General features: G+C 71.9%; 12 protein-coding genes and 1 pseudogene. 5 read left to right on the top strand and 8 right to left on the bottom strand.

Features of this window, described 5'->3' with window-relative positions; all coding sequences use genetic code 11:
* Nucleotides 1–214 precede the first annotated feature (214 nt).
* Both GA0115240_RS30030 and pgi read left to right on the top strand, forming a co-directional pair.
* The gene (locus tag GA0115240_RS30030) at nt 215–979 is read left to right on the top strand and encodes a sugar isomerase domain-containing protein (RefSeq protein WP_093741516.1); all 765 of its coding nucleotides are present in this window, start codon (nt 215–217) and stop codon (nt 977–979) included.
* 121 nt (nt 980–1100) lie between these two features.
* Nucleotides 1101–2759, top strand: coding sequence for a glucose-6-phosphate isomerase (gene pgi / locus GA0115240_RS30025; RefSeq protein ID WP_093741514.1), 1659 nt, complete (start codon nt 1101–1103; stop codon nt 2757–2759).
* Nucleotides 2760–2849: 90 nt separating this feature from the next.
* Here the strand turns inward: pgi and pgl are convergent, their stop codons facing one another.
* From pgl to tkt, 5 genes are read right to left on the bottom strand one after another with little or no spacing between them, the layout of a single operon-like run.
* The gene (pgl, locus tag GA0115240_RS30020) at nt 2850–3632 is read right to left on the bottom strand and encodes a 6-phosphogluconolactonase (RefSeq protein WP_093741512.1); all 783 of its coding nucleotides are present in this window, start codon (nt 3630–3632) and stop codon (nt 2850–2852) included.
* Nucleotides 3629–4651 (bottom strand): glucose-6-phosphate dehydrogenase assembly protein OpcA, encoded by a 1023-nt coding sequence (gene opcA / locus GA0115240_RS30015; protein WP_093741510.1) that lies wholly within the window; start codon nt 4649–4651, stop codon nt 3629–3631. The genes pgl and opcA overlap by 4 nt, the downstream gene beginning before the upstream one ends.
* Nucleotides 4648–6180: a glucose-6-phosphate dehydrogenase gene (gene zwf / locus GA0115240_RS30010; protein ID WP_093741526.1), complete on the bottom strand. Its 1533-nt coding sequence runs from the start codon at nt 6178–6180 to the stop codon at nt 4648–4650. The genes opcA and zwf overlap by 4 nt, the downstream gene beginning before the upstream one ends.
* Nucleotides 6181–6193: 13 nt before the next feature.
* Complete coding sequence (gene tal, locus GA0115240_RS30005) at nt 6194–7312, bottom strand: transaldolase (protein ID WP_093741508.1); 1119 nt, start codon at nt 7310–7312, stop codon at nt 6194–6196.
* Between the two features lie 34 nt (nt 7313–7346).
* Nucleotides 7347–9434, bottom strand: coding sequence for a transketolase (gene tkt, locus GA0115240_RS30000; RefSeq protein WP_093741506.1), 2088 nt, complete (start codon nt 9432–9434; stop codon nt 7347–7349).
* A gap of 370 nt (nt 9435–9804) precedes the next feature.
* Here tkt and GA0115240_RS29995 point away from each other — a divergent pair, with 370 nt between their 5' ends.
* The 3 genes and pseudogenes from GA0115240_RS29995 to GA0115240_RS29985 all read left to right on the top strand — a co-directional run.
* Nucleotides 9805–10755: a heme o synthase gene (locus tag GA0115240_RS29995; RefSeq protein WP_176725214.1), complete on the top strand. Its 951-nt coding sequence runs from the start codon at nt 9805–9807 to the stop codon at nt 10753–10755.
* Nucleotides 10756–10887: 132 nt separating this feature from the next.
* On the top strand, nt 10888–11238 hold the full coding sequence (locus tag GA0115240_RS29990; RefSeq protein ID WP_093741504.1) for a hypothetical protein: 351 nt from the start codon (nt 10888–10890) through the stop codon (nt 11236–11238).
* A gap of 67 nt (nt 11239–11305) precedes the next feature.
* A pseudogene (locus GA0115240_RS29985) lies at nt 11306–12425 on the top strand (amidohydrolase); the annotation flags it as partial.
* On the opposite strand, the gene GA0115240_RS29980 reads toward GA0115240_RS29985, so the two are convergent.
* The 3 genes from GA0115240_RS29980 to GA0115240_RS29970 all read right to left on the bottom strand — a co-directional run bounded on the left by GA0115240_RS29980 (nt 12357) and on the right by GA0115240_RS29970 (nt 15268).
* Nucleotides 12357–13448: a COX15/CtaA family protein gene (locus GA0115240_RS29980; protein ID WP_256070080.1), complete on the bottom strand. Its 1092-nt coding sequence runs from the start codon at nt 13446–13448 to the stop codon at nt 12357–12359. The pseudogene GA0115240_RS29985 and the gene GA0115240_RS29980 sit on opposite strands and share 69 nt — an antisense overlap.
* A 105-nt stretch (nt 13449–13553) precedes the next feature.
* Entirely contained in the window at nt 13554–14345 is a 792-nt protein-coding gene (locus GA0115240_RS29975) for an ABC transporter permease (protein WP_093741500.1), read from the bottom strand.
* Nucleotides 14342–15268, bottom strand: a complete 927-nt coding sequence (locus GA0115240_RS29970) for an ABC transporter ATP-binding protein (protein WP_093741498.1) — start codon at nt 15266–15268, stop codon at nt 14342–14344. Before GA0115240_RS29970 ends, GA0115240_RS29975 begins: the two co-directional genes overlap by 4 nt.
* Nucleotides 15269–15324: the final 56 nt, after the last annotated feature.

Genomic DNA, 15324 nt, shown 5'->3' with positions numbered 1-15324 from the left:
CGGGGGTGGCCGGCTTCGGCGCCGTCGTGGCTGGTCGCGCAGTTCCCCGCGCCCCTGCGGGGCGCAGGCCACCGGCCAGGGGTGCGGCGCGGGTCGGGGAGCACCCCCGCAGGGGGGCCGGTATTGACGGGGTCGCTGGTTCGCTGTTTCATCGGAGCGAGCCACTTCGGCTCGATCAACCGAAGATCGCGATGTGTGCAAAGGGGCCCCGGGCATGGCTGAGGGACGGATCAGTGCGGCGGCGTTCGCTGATGAGGGGCGGGCCGCGGTGGAGAGGGCCGTCGCGGCGAACAAGGAGGCGGTGGGGGTCGCCGGGCGGCTGGTGGCGGACTGTGTGGCGGCCGACGGGGTGATCCACGGGTTCGGGACCGGACACTCGCAGGCGACCGTGCTGGAGCTGGTCGGGCGGGCCGGCGGGCTGATCCCGACGAATCGGATCGGGCTGACCGACCTGGTGCTGCGCGGCGGCGAGGACCGGGCGATCCTGGACGACCCGCTGCTGGAACGCGCCCCGGGCCTGGCCCGCAAGCTCTACGACCTGGCCGGGCCGCAGCCGCAGGACCTCTTCCTGATCGTGTCGAACTCCGGGGTCAACAACTCGATCGTGGACATGGCGCTGCACGTCAAGGAAGCCGGCCACCCGCTGATCGCGCTGACCTCGCTGACCCACACCCGGGCGGTGCCCGCCCTGCACCCCAGCGGGCAGCACCTCGCCGATGTCGCCGACGCCGTACTCGACAACTGCGCACCGGCCGGCGACGCGCTGCTCCCGCTGCCCGACGGCGGCGCGCTGTGCGGGGTGTCCACCATCACCTCCGCGCTGCTGGTGCAGATGGTCGTCGCCGAGGCGGTCGGCCAGCTCACCGCCGAGGGCGTCACCGCGCCGGTGTACATCTCCGCCAACCTGCCCGGCGGCCACGAGCGCAACGCCGTGCTGGAGGCGCACTACGCCGGCCGGCTGCACCGCAACGGTTTCTGACCGGGCGTCCCACCGGGACCCCGCGCCGACGACTCGCGCGCGGGCACGGGCCCACCGGATCTCGATCCGCCGCGTCATCAATTAGTTTGGTCCTGCAGCGAGGACGAGGAGAAGTGGACTGATGTCCGAAACCAACGCGCAGGCCTCCATCAGGCTCGACCAGCGCCCCGAGTGGCACGCGCTCGCCAAGCACCGCGAGGAGATGGCGGACGCCCATCTGCGGGGCCTGTTCGACAGCGACCCCGAGCGGGCGAGCCGCTACACCCTCCAGGTCGGCGACCTCCACCTGGACTACTCCAAGCATCTGGTCACCGACGAGACTCTGCGGCTGCTGCGCGAACTCGCGGCGGCGACCGACGTATTCGGGCTGCGGGACGCGATGTTCGCCGGCGAGCGGATCAATGTCACCGAGAACCGCGCGGTGCTGCACACCGCGCTGCGGGTCCCGCAGTCCGCCACCATCGAGGTCGACGGGCAGGACGTCGTCCAGGGCGTGCACGCGGTGCTCTACAAGATGACCGTCTTCACCGACCGGATCCGCTCCGGCGAGTGGACCGGCCACACCGGCAAGCCGATCAAGAACATCGTCAACATCGGGATCGGCGGCTCCGACCTGGGCCCGGCGATGGCCTACGAGGCGCTGCGCGCCTACACCGCCCGCGACCTCACCGTCCGCTTCGTCTCCAACGTGGACGGCGCGGACCTGCACGAGGCGGTCCGCGACCTGGACGCGGCCGAGACGCTGTTCATCATCGCGTCCAAGACCTTCACCACCATCGAGACCATCACCAACGCCACCGCCGCCCGCAGCTGGCTGCTGGGCGAACTCGGCGCCGGCGACGAGGCGGTGGCCAAGCACTTCGTGGCGCTGTCCACCAACGCCGAGAAGGTCGCCGAGTTCGGCATCGACACCCAGAACATGTTCGAGTTCTGGGACTGGGTCGGGGGGCGCTACTCCTTCGACTCCGCGATCGGCCTGTCGCTGATGGTGGCGATCGGCTCGGGCGCGTTCCGGGAGATGCTGGCCGGATTCCACCTGGTGGACGAGCACTTCAGGACCACGCCCGCCGAGCGGAACGTGCCGTTTCTGCTCGGGCTGCTCGGCGTGTGGTACATCAACTTCCACGACGCCCAGTCGCACGCGGTGCTGCCCTACAGCCACTACCTGAGCCGGTTCACCGCCTACCTCCAGCAGCTGGACATGGAGTCCGACGGCAAGTCGGTGGCCCGCGACGGCAAGCCGGTCAACTGGCAGACCGGCCCGGTGGTGTGGGGCACGCCCGGCACCAACGGCCAGCACGCCTACTACCAGTTGCTGCACCAGGGCACGAAGCTGATCCCCGCCGACTTCATCGGCTTCGCCCGGCCGCTGGCCGAACTGGGCCCACTGGGCGGCCAGCACGACCTGCTGATGGCCAACTTCTTCGCACAGACACAGGCGTTGGCCTTCGGCAAGACGCCCGACGAGGTCCGCGCGGAGGGTGTCGCCGAGGAACTGGTGCCGCACAAGACCTTCCCCGGCAACCGCCCCACCACCACGATCCTGGCCAACGAGCTGACGCCGTCGGTGCTCGGCCAGCTCATCGCGCTCTACGAGCACAAGGTGTTCGTCCAGGGCGCGATCTGGAACATCGACTCCTTCGACCAGTGGGGCGTCGAACTGGGCAAGGTGCTGGCCAAGCGGATCGAACCGGCCCTGGTCGAAGGCGCCGAGGTACCCGGCCTGGACCCGTCCACCACCGCGCTGGTCGCCACCTACCGCCGGCTGCGGGGCCGCTGACCGCGGCAAGGGCCCGACCGCGCACAGCGAAGCGGCGGCCGGGACAGCGGAACTCCGCTGTCCCGGCCGCCGCATCGCGGCCCGCTCCGCCTACGAGGAAGCCGACGGATACAGCTGCGGGGGAAGCTTCGCCGCCGCGGCCCGGTCCAGCAGCCACAGCGTGCGGGACCTGCCGTACGCGCCGGAGGCCGGCGCCTGGATCTCGCCCGGGGCCGACAGGGCCAGCGCGACCGCCCCGGCCTTGTCCTCGCCCGCCGCGAGCAGCCACACCTCGCGTGCCGCCCGGATGGCGGGCAGCGTGAGCGACAGCCGGGTCGGCGGCGGCTTGGGGGAGCCGTGCACGCCGATGACCGTGCGGACCGACTCCCGTACCCCCGGGTGCTCCGGGAAGAGCGATGCCACGTGGGCGTCGGGGCCGACCCCCAGCAGCAGCACGTCGAACGACGGCACCGCGCCGTGGTCCTCCGGCGCCGCGGCGCCCGCCAGCTCGGTGGCGTAGGCGGCCGCCGCGGCCTCGACGTCGGAGCCGAACTCACCGTCGGAGGGGGCCATCACATGGACCCGCCGGGGATCGAGCGGCACTTGGTCGAGCAGCGCCTCGTGCGCCTGGGTGATGTTGCGCTCCGGGTCGCCGTCCGGCAGGAAGCGCTCGTCACCCCACCACAGGTCCAGGTGGGCCCAGTCCACCGCGTCCCGCGCCGGGGAGCCGGCCACCGCGGCCAGCAGCGCGTTTCCGTTGCGCCCGCCGGTGAGCACCACCGAGGCGGTGCCCCGGGCGGCCTGGGCGTCCACGATCCTGGTGATCAGCCGGGCCGCCGCGGCGCAGGCCATCAGCTCCTTGTCCCGGTGGACGACCACCTGGGGTGTGCTCATTGGGCCGCCTTCGCCGCGGACGCGGGCGCCTTCTTCGCCGCCGACGCCTTCTTGGAGGGGGTGGGAGCGCTGACGCTGCCCTCCTTGCCGGCGGCGCCGACCAGGTGCTTGACCGCGAACTCCACCGTGGTGCGGTATATGTCGTCCGGGTCCAGCCGCCGCAGCTCCTCCGCGAGCAGCTCCGCGGTCTCGCGGCGCTTGAGCGCGACATGCCGGTCCGGCTGCCCGGGCACGGCCAGCTTGGCCAGCCGTCCGTCGGGCCGGTCCAGCCGGATGTCGCCGTCGTCCGTGGCGAGCTTGACCGCGGTCATGCCGGGGCCCTCGGTGACCTTGCGCTCCACCTCGACGCCGAGCCGGTCGGCCAGCCACAGCGCCAGCAGCTCGGTGCTCGGGTTGTAGGCCTCGCCCTCCACCACCGCCGCGACGACGGTGGAGTGCTTCTGGTCCAGCGCCGCGGCCAGCATCGAGCGCCACGGGGTGATCCGGGTCCAGGCCAGGTCGGTGTCGCCCGGCGCGTAGGTGGCCGCGCGGGTGCTGATCGCGCCCACCGGGTCCTCGGCCGAGGCGGCGTCGGTGATCCGGCGCTGGCCGAGCCGGCCCAGCGGGTCGACGGCCGGGTTCTCCGGGGCGGCCTCCGGCCACCACAGCACCACCGGCGCGTCCGGCAGCAGCAGGGGGAGGACGACCGACTCGGCGTGGTTGGCGAGCTCGCCGTGCATCCGCAGCACGACCGTCTCGCCGGTGCCGGCCTCGGCGCCCACCAGCACCTCGGCGTCGAGCCGGGCGCCGGCCCGCTCCCGCGGCGAGCGGCCGGGCCGCTTGATGACGACGACGATCCGCGACGGGTGCTCGCGGGACGCCTCGCCGGCCGCCTTCAGCGCGTCGTACGCGCTGCCCTCGTCGGTCACGATGACCAGGGTCAGCACCATGCCCACCGCGGGGGTGCCGATGGCACGCCGGGCCCGGATCAGCGCGGCGTTGATGCGTGAGGACGTGGTGTCGGTCAGATCGATCTTCATGGGCGGCGCCAGCTCCTGCCGTCTCGTGCGAGCATCTCGTCGGCCTCGGCCGGGCCCCAGGTGCCGGCGGGGTACTGCGCGGGCTTGCCGTGCTTGTCCCAGTACCGCTCGATCGGGTCCAGGATCGTCCAGGACAGCTCGACCTCCTGGTGGCGCGGGAAGAGGTTGGCGTCGCCCAGCAGCACATCCAGGATGAGCCGCTCGTACGCCTCCGGGCTGGATTCGGTGAACGACTCGCCGTAGGCGAAGTCCATCGTGACGTCCCGGACCTCGGTGGTGGTGCCCGGCACCTTCGACCCGAACCGCACCGTCACGCCCTCGTCCGGCTGCACCCGGATGACCAGGGCGTTCTCGCCCAGCTCCTCGGTGGCGCCGGACTCGAACGGCAGGTACGGGGCCCGCTTGAAGACGACCGCGATCTCGGTGACCCGGCGGCCCAGCCGCTTGCCGGTGCGCAGGTAGAAGGGCACTCCGGCCCAGCGCCGGTTGTTGATCTCCAGCTTCACGGCCGCGTAGGTGTCGGTCTTGGAGTGGGGGTCGATGCCTTCCTCCTCCAGGTAGCCGGGCACCTCCTCGCCACCCTGCCAGGCGTGCGCGTACTGGCCGCGCACGGTGTGCCTGCCGAGGTCGTCGGGGAGCACGACCGCGCCGAGCACCTTGAGCTTCTCCGCGGTCAGCGCCTTGGGGTGGAAGGAGCCGGGCTCCTCCATCGCGGTCAGCGCCAGCAGCTGGAGCAGGTGGTTCTGGATCACGTCACGGGCGGCGCCGATGCCGTCGTAGTACCCGGCCCGGCCGCCGATGCCGATGTCCTCGGCCATGGTGATCTGGACATGATCGACATACGACCGGTTCCAGATCGGCTCGAACATCGTGTTGGCGAACCGCAGCGCCAGGATGTTCTGGACCGTCTCCTTGCCCAGGTAGTGGTCGATCCGGAAGACCTCGTTGGGCGGGAAGACCTCGTGCACGATCCGGTTGAGCACCTGGGCGCTGGCCAGGTCGTGGCCGAAGGGCTTCTCGATGACCGCGCGCCGCCAGGCGTCCTTGGGCGGGTCGGCCAGGCCGTGCTTCTTCAGCTGCTGCACGACGTTCGGGAAGAACTTCGGCGGCACCGACAGGTAGAAGGCGAAGTTGCCGCCGGTACCGCGGACCTTGTCCAGGTCCTCCTCGATGGTGTCCTTGAGCTGCTCGAAGGCGGTGTCGTCGTCGAAGTCGCCCTGCACGAAGCGGACGCCCTCGGCGAGCTGCTGCCACACCTCCTCACGAAAAGGGGTGCGGGCGTGCTCCTTGACCGCGTCGTGGACCTCCTGGGCGAAGTCCTCGTTCTCCCAGCTGCGGCGGGCGAAGCCCACCAGGGCGAAGCCCGGCGGCAGCAGGCCGCGGTTGGCCAGGTCGTACACGGCCGGCATCAGCTTCTTGCGGGACAGGTCCCCGGTCACCCCGAAGATCACCAGGCCGGACGGCCCCGCGATCCGCGGCAGCCGCCGGTCCAGCGGGTCCCGGAGCGGATTGACCACGGCGGGAGGAATGTCAGTGGTCAACTCATGCCTCCGAGGGGGCGAGCCGTTCGAGTTCCGCCTTGGTGGAGTCCAGCAGCTCGTTCCAGGCCGCCTCGAACTTCTCCACGCCCTCGTCCTCGAGGACCTGCACGACGTCGTCGTACGAGATGCCCACGGCCGCCAGCGCGTCCAGGTCGGCCTTCGCCTCCGCGTAGCGGGTGGTCACCGTGTCGCCGGTGATCTCGCCGTGGTCGGCGGTGGCGTCCAGCGTCGCCTCCGGCATGGTGTTCACCGTGTTGGGGGCGACCAGTTCGGTGACGTAGAGGGTGTCCGAGTACGCCGGGTCCTTCACGCCGGTGGAGGCCCACAGCGGGCGCTGCTTGTTGGCGCCGGCCTTCTCCAGGGCGGTCCAGCGGTCGCTGCTGAAGACCTCCTGGTAGGCCTGGTAGGCGAGCCGCGCGTTCGCGACGGCGGCCTTGCCCTTGAGCGCCTTGGCCTGGTCGGAGCCGATCTTCTCCAGCCGCTTGTCGACCTCGGTGTCCACCCGGGACACGAAGAACGACGCCACCGAGTGGATCTCGGACAGGTCCAGTCCGGCCGCCTTGGCCTTCTCCAGGCCGCTGATGTAGGCGTCCATCACCTCGCGGTAGCGGGTCAGCGAGAAGATCAGCGTGACGTTGACGCTGATGCCCAGGCCGATGGTCTCGGTGATGGCGGGCAGGCCCGGCTCGGTGGCCGGGATCTTGATCAGGGTGTTCGGCCGGTCCACCAGCCAGGCCAGCTGCTTGGCCTCGGCGACGGTGGCCCGCGTGTTGTGCGCCAGGCGGGGGTCGACCTCGATGGAGACCCGGCCGTCCTGGTGGTCGGTGGCGTCGAACACCGGGCGCAGGATGTCGGCCGCGTCGCGGACGTCCGCCGTGGTGATCATGCGGATGGCCTCTTCGACCGTGACCTTCCGAAACGCGAGGTCCTTGACCTGCGTGTCGTACCCGTCACCCTGCGAGATCGCCTTCTGGAAGATCGTCGGATTGGTGGTGACCCCCACCACGTGCTGCTGGTCGATGAGTTCGGCCAGATTCCCGGACGTGATGCGCTTGCGCGACAGGTCGTCCAGCCAGATCGCGACGCCTTCGTCGGAGAGGCGCTTGAGTGCGTCTGTCATGAGATCTGCATCTCCTACTAGTCGTTTACTTGCGTCAGCGATCTACGGCGCCGAGAGATTCCCGGGCCGCGGCGGCCACCGCTTCCGCGGTGAAACCGAACTCACGGAACAGCACCTTGGCGTCCGCGGAAGCCCCGAAGTGCTCCAGGCTCACGATGCGTCCCGCGTCGCCCACATAGCGGTACCAGGTCAGGGCCACCCCGGCCTCGACCGCGACCCGCGCCTTCACGGTGGGCAGGAGCACGCTGTCGCGGTACGCCTGGTCCTGGTCGTCGAACCACTCCACGCAGGGCATGGAGACCACCCGGGTGGGCACCCCGGCGGCCTGCAGCTGCTCGCGCGCTTCGACTGCCAGCTGGACCTCGGAGCCGGTGCCGATCAGGATCACCTGCGCCGGGCCGCCCTCGGCCTCGAAGAGCACATAGCCGCCGCGGGCGGCGTCCTCGTTGCTCGGGTAGGTCGGCACGCCCTGCCGGGTCAGCGCCAGACCGTGCGGGTGGCCCTCGCCGTACACCTTCGTCCAGCGCCGCAGGACCTCGCGCCAGACGATGACGGTCTCGTTGGCGTCGGCCGGGCGGACCACGTTCAGACCCGGGATCGCGCGCAGCGAGGACAGGTGCTCCACCGGCTGGTGGGTCGGGCCGTCCTCGCCGAGGCCGATCGAGTCGTGCGTCCAGACGTACGTCACCGGCAGGTGCATCAGCGCGGACAGCCGGACCGCGTTGCGCATGTAGTCGGAGAAGACCAGGAACGTGCCGCCGTAGGCACGGGTGTTGCCGTGCAGGGTGATGCCGTTCAGCTCCGCGCCCATCGAGTGCTCGCGGATGCCGAAGTGCACGGTGCGGCCGTAGCGGTTCGCGCCCGGCAGCGGGTTGCCGTCCGGCAGGAAGGAGGAGTTCTTGTCGAACGTGGTGTTGTTCGAGCCGGCCAAGTCGGCCGATCCGCCCCACAGTTCGGGGATGATCCCGCCCAGCGCCTCCAGGACCTTGCCCGAGGCGGCGCGGGTGGCCAGGGACTTGCCCACCTCGAAGACCGGCAGCGCGTCCTCCCAGCCCTTGGGTAGCTCGGCCGCGGCGATCCGGTCGTAGGTGGCGGCGTGCTCGGGGTTGGCGGCGCGCCAGGCGGCGAAGGACTGGTCCCACTCCGCCCGCGCCGCGCGGCCGCGCTCGCCGACCGCGCGGGTGTGCGCGATCACCTCGTCGGACACGTCGAAGTGCTTGTCGGGGTCGAAGCCGAGGATGCGCTTGGTGGCCGCGACCTCGTCCTCGCCCAGGGCCGAGCCGTGCGCCGCGCCGGTGTTCTGCGCGTGCGGGGCCGGCCAGGCGATGATCGAGCGGGCCGCGATGAACGAGGGGCGCCCGGTCTCGGCCTGCGCCGCCTTGAGCGCCGCGTAGAGGGCCTCGGGGTCCAGGTCGCCGTTCTCCTTGGGCTGCACCCGCTGCACGTGCCAGCCGTAGGCCTCGTACCGCTTGACGGTGTCCTCGGAGACGGCGGTCTCGGTGTCGCCCTCGATGGAGATGTGGTTGTCGTCCCACAGCAGCACGAGGTTGCCGAGCTTCTGGTGGCCGGCCATCGAGGACGCCTCGGCGGAGATGCCCTCCTGCAGGCAGCCGTCGCCGGCGATCGCCCAGATCGTGTGGTCGAACGGCGAGGTGCCGACGGGCGCGTCCGGGTCGAACAGGCCGCGCTCGTAGCGGGCGGCCATCGCCATGCCCACCGCGTTGGCCACCCCCTGGCCCAGCGGTCCCGTGGTGGTCTCCACGCCCCTGGTCAGGCCGTACTCGGGGTGCCCCGGCGTCTTGGAGCCCCAGGTGCGGAACGCTTCCAGGTCGGCCAGCTCCAGGCCGTAGCCGGCCAGGTAGAGCTGGGTGTAAAGGGTCAGGCTGGAGTGCCCGGCGGAGAGCACGAAGCGGTCCCGGCCCACCCAGTCGGCGTCCGCGGGGTCGTGCCGCATGATTTTCTGGAAGAGCAGATAAGCGGCGGGAGCCAGGCTCATGGCCGTACCGGGATGGCCGTTGCCGACCTTCTGCACGGAATCCATGGCCAGGACTCGGGCGGTGTCAACGGCCCGCGCGTCCAGATCAGTCCACTCAAGGTCTATGGTGGTCGGCTGCTTGCTCACCCTGGTTCAGGGCTCCTCTCGGCATGTTGAAAAAGCGCCGGTAAGTGGTGCCTACCCGACGCCGCCGAGCCTACCGCCGCAGGGCGCGCACCTTTTCGATCCTGCCCCGATGCCGCGTACATCGCCTCCGCAAGCCCGTGAACGGCCGGTGAACCGGCTCCCGACAGCGCGTTGCGCGGTGCGCGCCGGATGTTTTCCCGCGCTGGACGGCGGCTTTCCCGTTCTGTCCCGCGCCACGGCCGACACCGGCCACCCCCGCGGGAAAGCCGGGTATTCCCTACGTCTACAGTGGCGTGGTAAGCGCAAGCCTTCTCTGGCCCCGCCGTTGTGTGGGCGGCCGGTGCTTGCTGGACTTCATCTCTTTTTTGGGGTGTTCGTGACGGCCGTCGAATCCCGACCCGCAGGGGTCCTCGGGGCGGGCCCAGGTCATCGGCCGCTGCGGGCCCGCGTCATGGGGTTCGTGGCACTGACCAAGCCGCGCATCATCGAGCTGCTGCTCATTACGACCGTCCCGGTGATGTTCCTGGCGGCCGGCGGAGTGCCCGATCTGTGGCTGGTGCTGGCGACCGTGGTCGGCGGTTATCTGTCGGCCGGCGGTGCCAACGCGCTGAACATGTACATCGACCGCGACATCGACGCGCTGATGCACCGCACCGAGCAGCGTCCGCTGGTCACCGGGCTGGTCTCGCCGCGCGAGGGCCTGGTGTTCGGCATCACCCTCTCGGTGGTCTCCACCGTGTGGTTCTGGACGCTGGTCAACCCGCTGTCGGCGGGGCTGTCCCTCACCGCGATTCTCTACTACGTCTTCGTCTACACCCTCGGGCTCAAGCGCCGTACCGCGCAGAACATCGTGTGGGGCGGTGTCGCGGGCTGCCTGCAGGTCTTCATCGGCTGGTCCGCGGTGCGCGACGAGCTCGGCTGGGCGCCCTTCGTGCTCTTCCTCGTCCTCTTCTTCTGGACGCCGCCGCATTACTGGCCGCTGTCGATGAAGGTCAAGGACGACTACGAGCGGGTCGGCGTGCCGATGCTGCCGGTGGTGGCCGGCAATCAGGTGGTGGCCCGGCAGATCGTCATCTACAGCTGGGTGATGGTGGCGACCTCGCTGACGCTCTGGTGGCCGCTGGGCGACACCTCGTGGTTCTACCCGCTGGTGGCCGCGGTGCTCGGCGCGTTCTGGCTGAAGGAGGCGCACGGGCTGCACGCCCGCGCCAAGGCCGGCGTCACGGGCGTCAAGCTCAAGGAGATGCGGCTGTTCCACTGGTCGATCACCTACGCGACCTTGCTGTTCGTGGCCGTCGCGGTGGACCCCTTCCTGCACTAGGCCCTGGACACGGCCCAGGCCCTGGACAGGGCCTGGTTCCCGCACCGGCCGCTTCACCTCGGCCGGGTGCTGGGCGCCCGAACGCGGTCCCCGGGCCCTTTCGGGACGTGTACCGGCGGGTAGCATCTCGTTATGGCTGAGAGCACTCCCGAACAGACCCCCAAGCCCGACACCCGCGCCGAGCGCCGCGCCGCGCGCCTCGGGCGGCAGATCGGCGCCTTCGCCCGGGCCCACGGCGGCAGCGCGGAGGCGAACATCGCCTACATCGGCGAGCGCGGCGCCCGGATCGTGCTGGTCGCCCAGGACGGCACCTGGGGTGATCTGGTCGCCCCGACCTTCGCGATCGCCCAGGCGGCCGCCGCCCGGGCCGGCGTCACCGTCCACGAGAACCTGGACGGCGAGGTCGCGGCCCGGATGCGCAGCGGACGCTACGAGTGGACCCGGATGGCCGGAATCCAGATCGGCGGCCCCGCCAACACCTGACAGCTACCCGCACCGTTAGGACCCATGGCAGGGTCGGGACGGGCGGACGAGGCGGCAAGGGGCGGCGATGGCCGGGGCGCGGTGGGTACGGACACGCCTGGTGGACGCGTACTGCCACGGGGTGCTCCCCGGCGACCTCGGGCTGGGCGCCTTCGAGGCGCGGCTGCCCGGCACGGCCGCCCCGCGCACCACCCTCTTCGACAGCCCCACCGGATTCGCGGTACGCCGCTGGTGCCCGCCGCTGCTCGGCCTCGAACCGCACTGCCCGCCGGCCCGCTATCTGGCCCGCCGCCGCGAGTTGGGCGCCTACGAGGCGGCCCGGCTGCTGCTGCGCGGCACCGGCATCACCGACTACCTGGTGGACACCGGCGAGCCCGGCGACCTGACCGCGCCGAAGGAACTGGGCGCGGCGGGCGCGGCTGCGGGACACGAGATCGTCCGGCTGGAACCGCTGGCCCAGCAGGTCGCCGACACCTCCGGCACGGTGGAGTCCTTTCTGGCGAATCTGGCCGAGGCCGTCCACGGCACCGCCCGGGACGCGGCCGGCTTCTCCTGCGACGACCGCGCGCCACGCGGCGGCGGCCCGGCGCCCGGCGCCGCTACCTCCGACGCCGTGCACAGCGCGGGCGACGGCGACGGCGACCGCTACGGCTACGGCACCCGGCCGCCCGGACCCGCGCAGGTGCGGTACGCCGCCGGGCAGTGGCTCGGCCGGCGGCCGGTGGGCGGCCGGCCGACCAGTGCCGTACTGCTGGAGCACCTGCGGTGGCACGCGATGGCCAGCGGGCTTCCGCTGCTGCTCCGCTGCCACCCGGCCGGGCCCGGACCGCTGGCCGCGGCGGACTTCCTGCGGGCCACCGCCGGGCTCGGCACGGATGTGGTGCTGCTGCCCGGGGCGCCGCACCAGGCGGCGGCCGCGGACCTGGCGGCGGCGCTGCCGCACGTGTACGTGGGCCTGGGCACCGACCCGGCCGCCGTGCTGGCCCGGGCCCCCTTCGGCAAGGTGCTGCATGCCAGCGGGGCGGTCGGGCTGCCCGAGCTCTATGTGACCGGTGTCCGCGGCTTCCGGAGCGCGCTCGACCGGCTGGTCGGTGCGCGGGTGGAGGCGGGGGAGTGGGTCAGCGGCGGACGGGCAGCGGGTCGCCGCTCTCGTCAGTGAGGGGAACGCGCGCCGCGTCTACCGGCTCCCGCCGGCTCCCGCGGGCCGGTTCGCCCGTCCGCGGACCCCCGAGGGCGGCGGTCCGCCCGGTCGCAGCGGGCCCTGACGCGTCCGGTTCGGCCGACGGGCGCTCGCGGAAGGACAGCAGCACCCGCAAGGTCGCCACCCACACCAGGCAGGCACCGAACATGTGCAGTCCGACGACCGCCTCGGGCAGGTGGGTGAAGTACTGGATGTAGCCGATGATCCCCTGCGACATGAGCACCAGGAACAGCTCCCGGGTGCGGCGCTGCGGGCCGATCGGCGCGTCCACCGCGCGCAGCACGAACCACAGCGCGACGGTCAGCGCCACCACCACCCACGCCAGATCGGCGTGCAGTTGGGCGACCGACTTCCAGTCCACCGGGATGCGGTGCACATCGCTGGAGTCGCCGGCGTGCGGCCCGGCGCCGGTGACCACGGTGCCCACCGCGATCAGCGCCACCGTGGCGGCGGCCAGGACCGAGCCGAGCTGCCGTACCGGCTTGCCGACCAGCGGCCGCGGCGAGGCGTCGCCCTCCGCGGTCCGCTGCCACATCAGCACCGCGATCACGATCAGCGCGAACGCCAGCAGGAAGTGCACGCACACGGTGTACGGGTTCAGCCCGGTCAGCACGGTGAAGGCGCCGAGCACCGCGTTGGCGACGACCAGCCAGAACTGGGTCCAGCCGAGCCGGGTCAGCGAGCGCCGGTAGGGCTTTTGCGAGCGCACCGCGATGATGGCCCAGCCGACGGCGGCGCACAGGACGTAGGTCAGCATCCGGTTGGTGAACTCGATGACGCCGTGCACGCCCATCGCCTCGGTGGGCACCCAGCTGTCGCCCACGCAGCGCGGTGCGGTGGGGCAGCCGAGTCCCGAGCCGGTCAGGCGCACCGCGCCGCCGGTCACCACGATGACCACCGACATGACCAGGGCGGACAGCGTCGCCCTGCGTACCGTCGCCGGGGACGGGGTCCACCGGGCGGCGATGAGGGCGAGCGGGCTTCGCGCGATATCGGTCAGCTTCGGCACGGCAACATGGTAGGCGCCCACCTTGTGCACGGTTTCACGAGGGGTCGCGCCGGTCGGCCGCGCTCCGGCCACGGACCGGACGGCAGGCGGGCCGCCGCCCGGCGGCTACTCCCAGCGGAAGAAGCGCGCCGCCGCGGCCAGGGCGACCACCGCCCACACCGCGAGGATGCCCAGGTCGCCCCACGGCGTCCCGGCGCCGTGCTGGAGTACCTCCCGCAGGCCGCCGGACAGCGCGGAGATCGGCAGCAGTTCCAGCACCCGGCGCACCCCGCCGGAGAACTTGTCCATCGGCACCAGCACCCCGCCGCCCACCAGCAGCAGCAGGAAGACCAGGTTGGCGCCGGCCAGGGTGGCCTCGGCCCGCAGGGTGCCGGCCATCAGCAGCCCGAGCCCGGAGAACGCGGCGGTGCCCAGCAGGAGCAGCAGCGCAACTGCGACCGGGTTGCCGTGCGGGGACCAGCCCAGCAGCAGCGCGATCACCGTCAGCAGCGCGATCTGCAGCACCTCGGTGACCAGCACCGAGCAGGTCTTCGCGGTCATCAGCGCCCAGCGCGGCAGCGGCGAGGCGCCCAGCCGCTTCAGGACGCCGTAGCGCCGTTCGAAGCCGGTGGCGATGGCCTGGCCGGTGAAGGCGGTGGACAGCACGGCCAGCGCCAGGATGCCCGGGGTGAGGAAGTCCACCGATTTGCCGGCGCCGGTGTCCACGATGTCCACCGCGCTGAACAGCACCAGCAGCAGCGCCGGGATCACCACGGTCAGCAGCAGCTGCTCGCCGTTGCGCAGCAGCAGCTTCGTCTCCAGCAGCGCCTGTGCCCGGATCATCCGGGTCAGCGGCGCCGCCCCCGGGCTGGGGGCGAAGGCGCCGGCCGCGTACGCGGTCTCCGTGGTCGTCGTCATACCCGCAGCTCCCTGCCCGTCAGTTCCAAGAAGACGTCCTCCAAAGTGCGCCGCTCCACCGCGAGATGGTCGGGCATCACGCCGTGCTGGGCGCACCAGGAGGTGACGGTGGCCAGCAGCTGCGGATCGACCTTGCCCTCGATGCGGTAGCTGCCGGGGGTCGGTTCGACCGCCACCGTGTCGGCGGGCAGCGCCTTGAGCAGCGAGGGGAGGTCGAGGCCGGGGCGGCCGGTGAAGCGCAGGGTGTTCTCGGCGCCGCCCCGGCAGAGCTCCTCGGGGGTGCCGGCCGCGATCGCCCGGCCGCCGTCGATGATCACCACCTGGTCGGCGAGCTGCTCGGCCTCGTCCATGAAGTGAGTGGTGAGCACGACGGTGGCGCCGTCCGCCCGCAGCTCCCGTACCAGGTCCCAGGTGGCGTGCCGGGCCTGCGGATCGAGGCCGGCGGTGGGCTCGTCGAGGAAGACCAGCTCGGGCCGGCCGACCACGGCCATGGCCAGGGCGAGCCGCTGCTGCTGGCCGCCGGACAGCCGGCGGTAGGTGGTGCGGCCGCAGGACTCCAGGCCGAGCCGCTCGATCAGCAGCGCCGGGTCGACCGGGTCGGCGTACAGGGTCGCGGTGTGGCGCAGCATCTCCACGGCGCGCGCGCCCGGGTACACGCCACCTGATTGGAGCATCACGCCGATCCGGGACCGCAGCCGCGCGCCCTGCGTGCCCGGATCGAGGCCCAGCACCCGAACGCTGCCGCCGTCGGCGCGCCGGTAGCCTTCGCAGATCTCGACCGTCGTGGTCTTGCCGGCGCCGTTCGGCCCGAGCACCGCGGTGACGCCACCGCGGCCGACGGCCAGGTCCAGGCCGCTCACCGCGGTCGTGGACCCGTACCGCTTGACCAGTCCGGTGACCTCGACGGCGGGCTCGTTTCGCATGCCGTCGAGTCTAGGGAGCCGGACGGGGTCCGGTGGCGGCAGGGCGGGATCCGTCT

Source organism: Streptomyces sp. DvalAA-14 (assembly GCF_900091855.1).
Lineage (GTDB): Bacteria > Actinomycetota > Actinomycetes > Streptomycetales > Streptomycetaceae > Actinacidiphila.
Note: the sequence above shows the minus strand (reverse complement) of the source record. Positions and strands in the feature narration are given on the sequence as shown.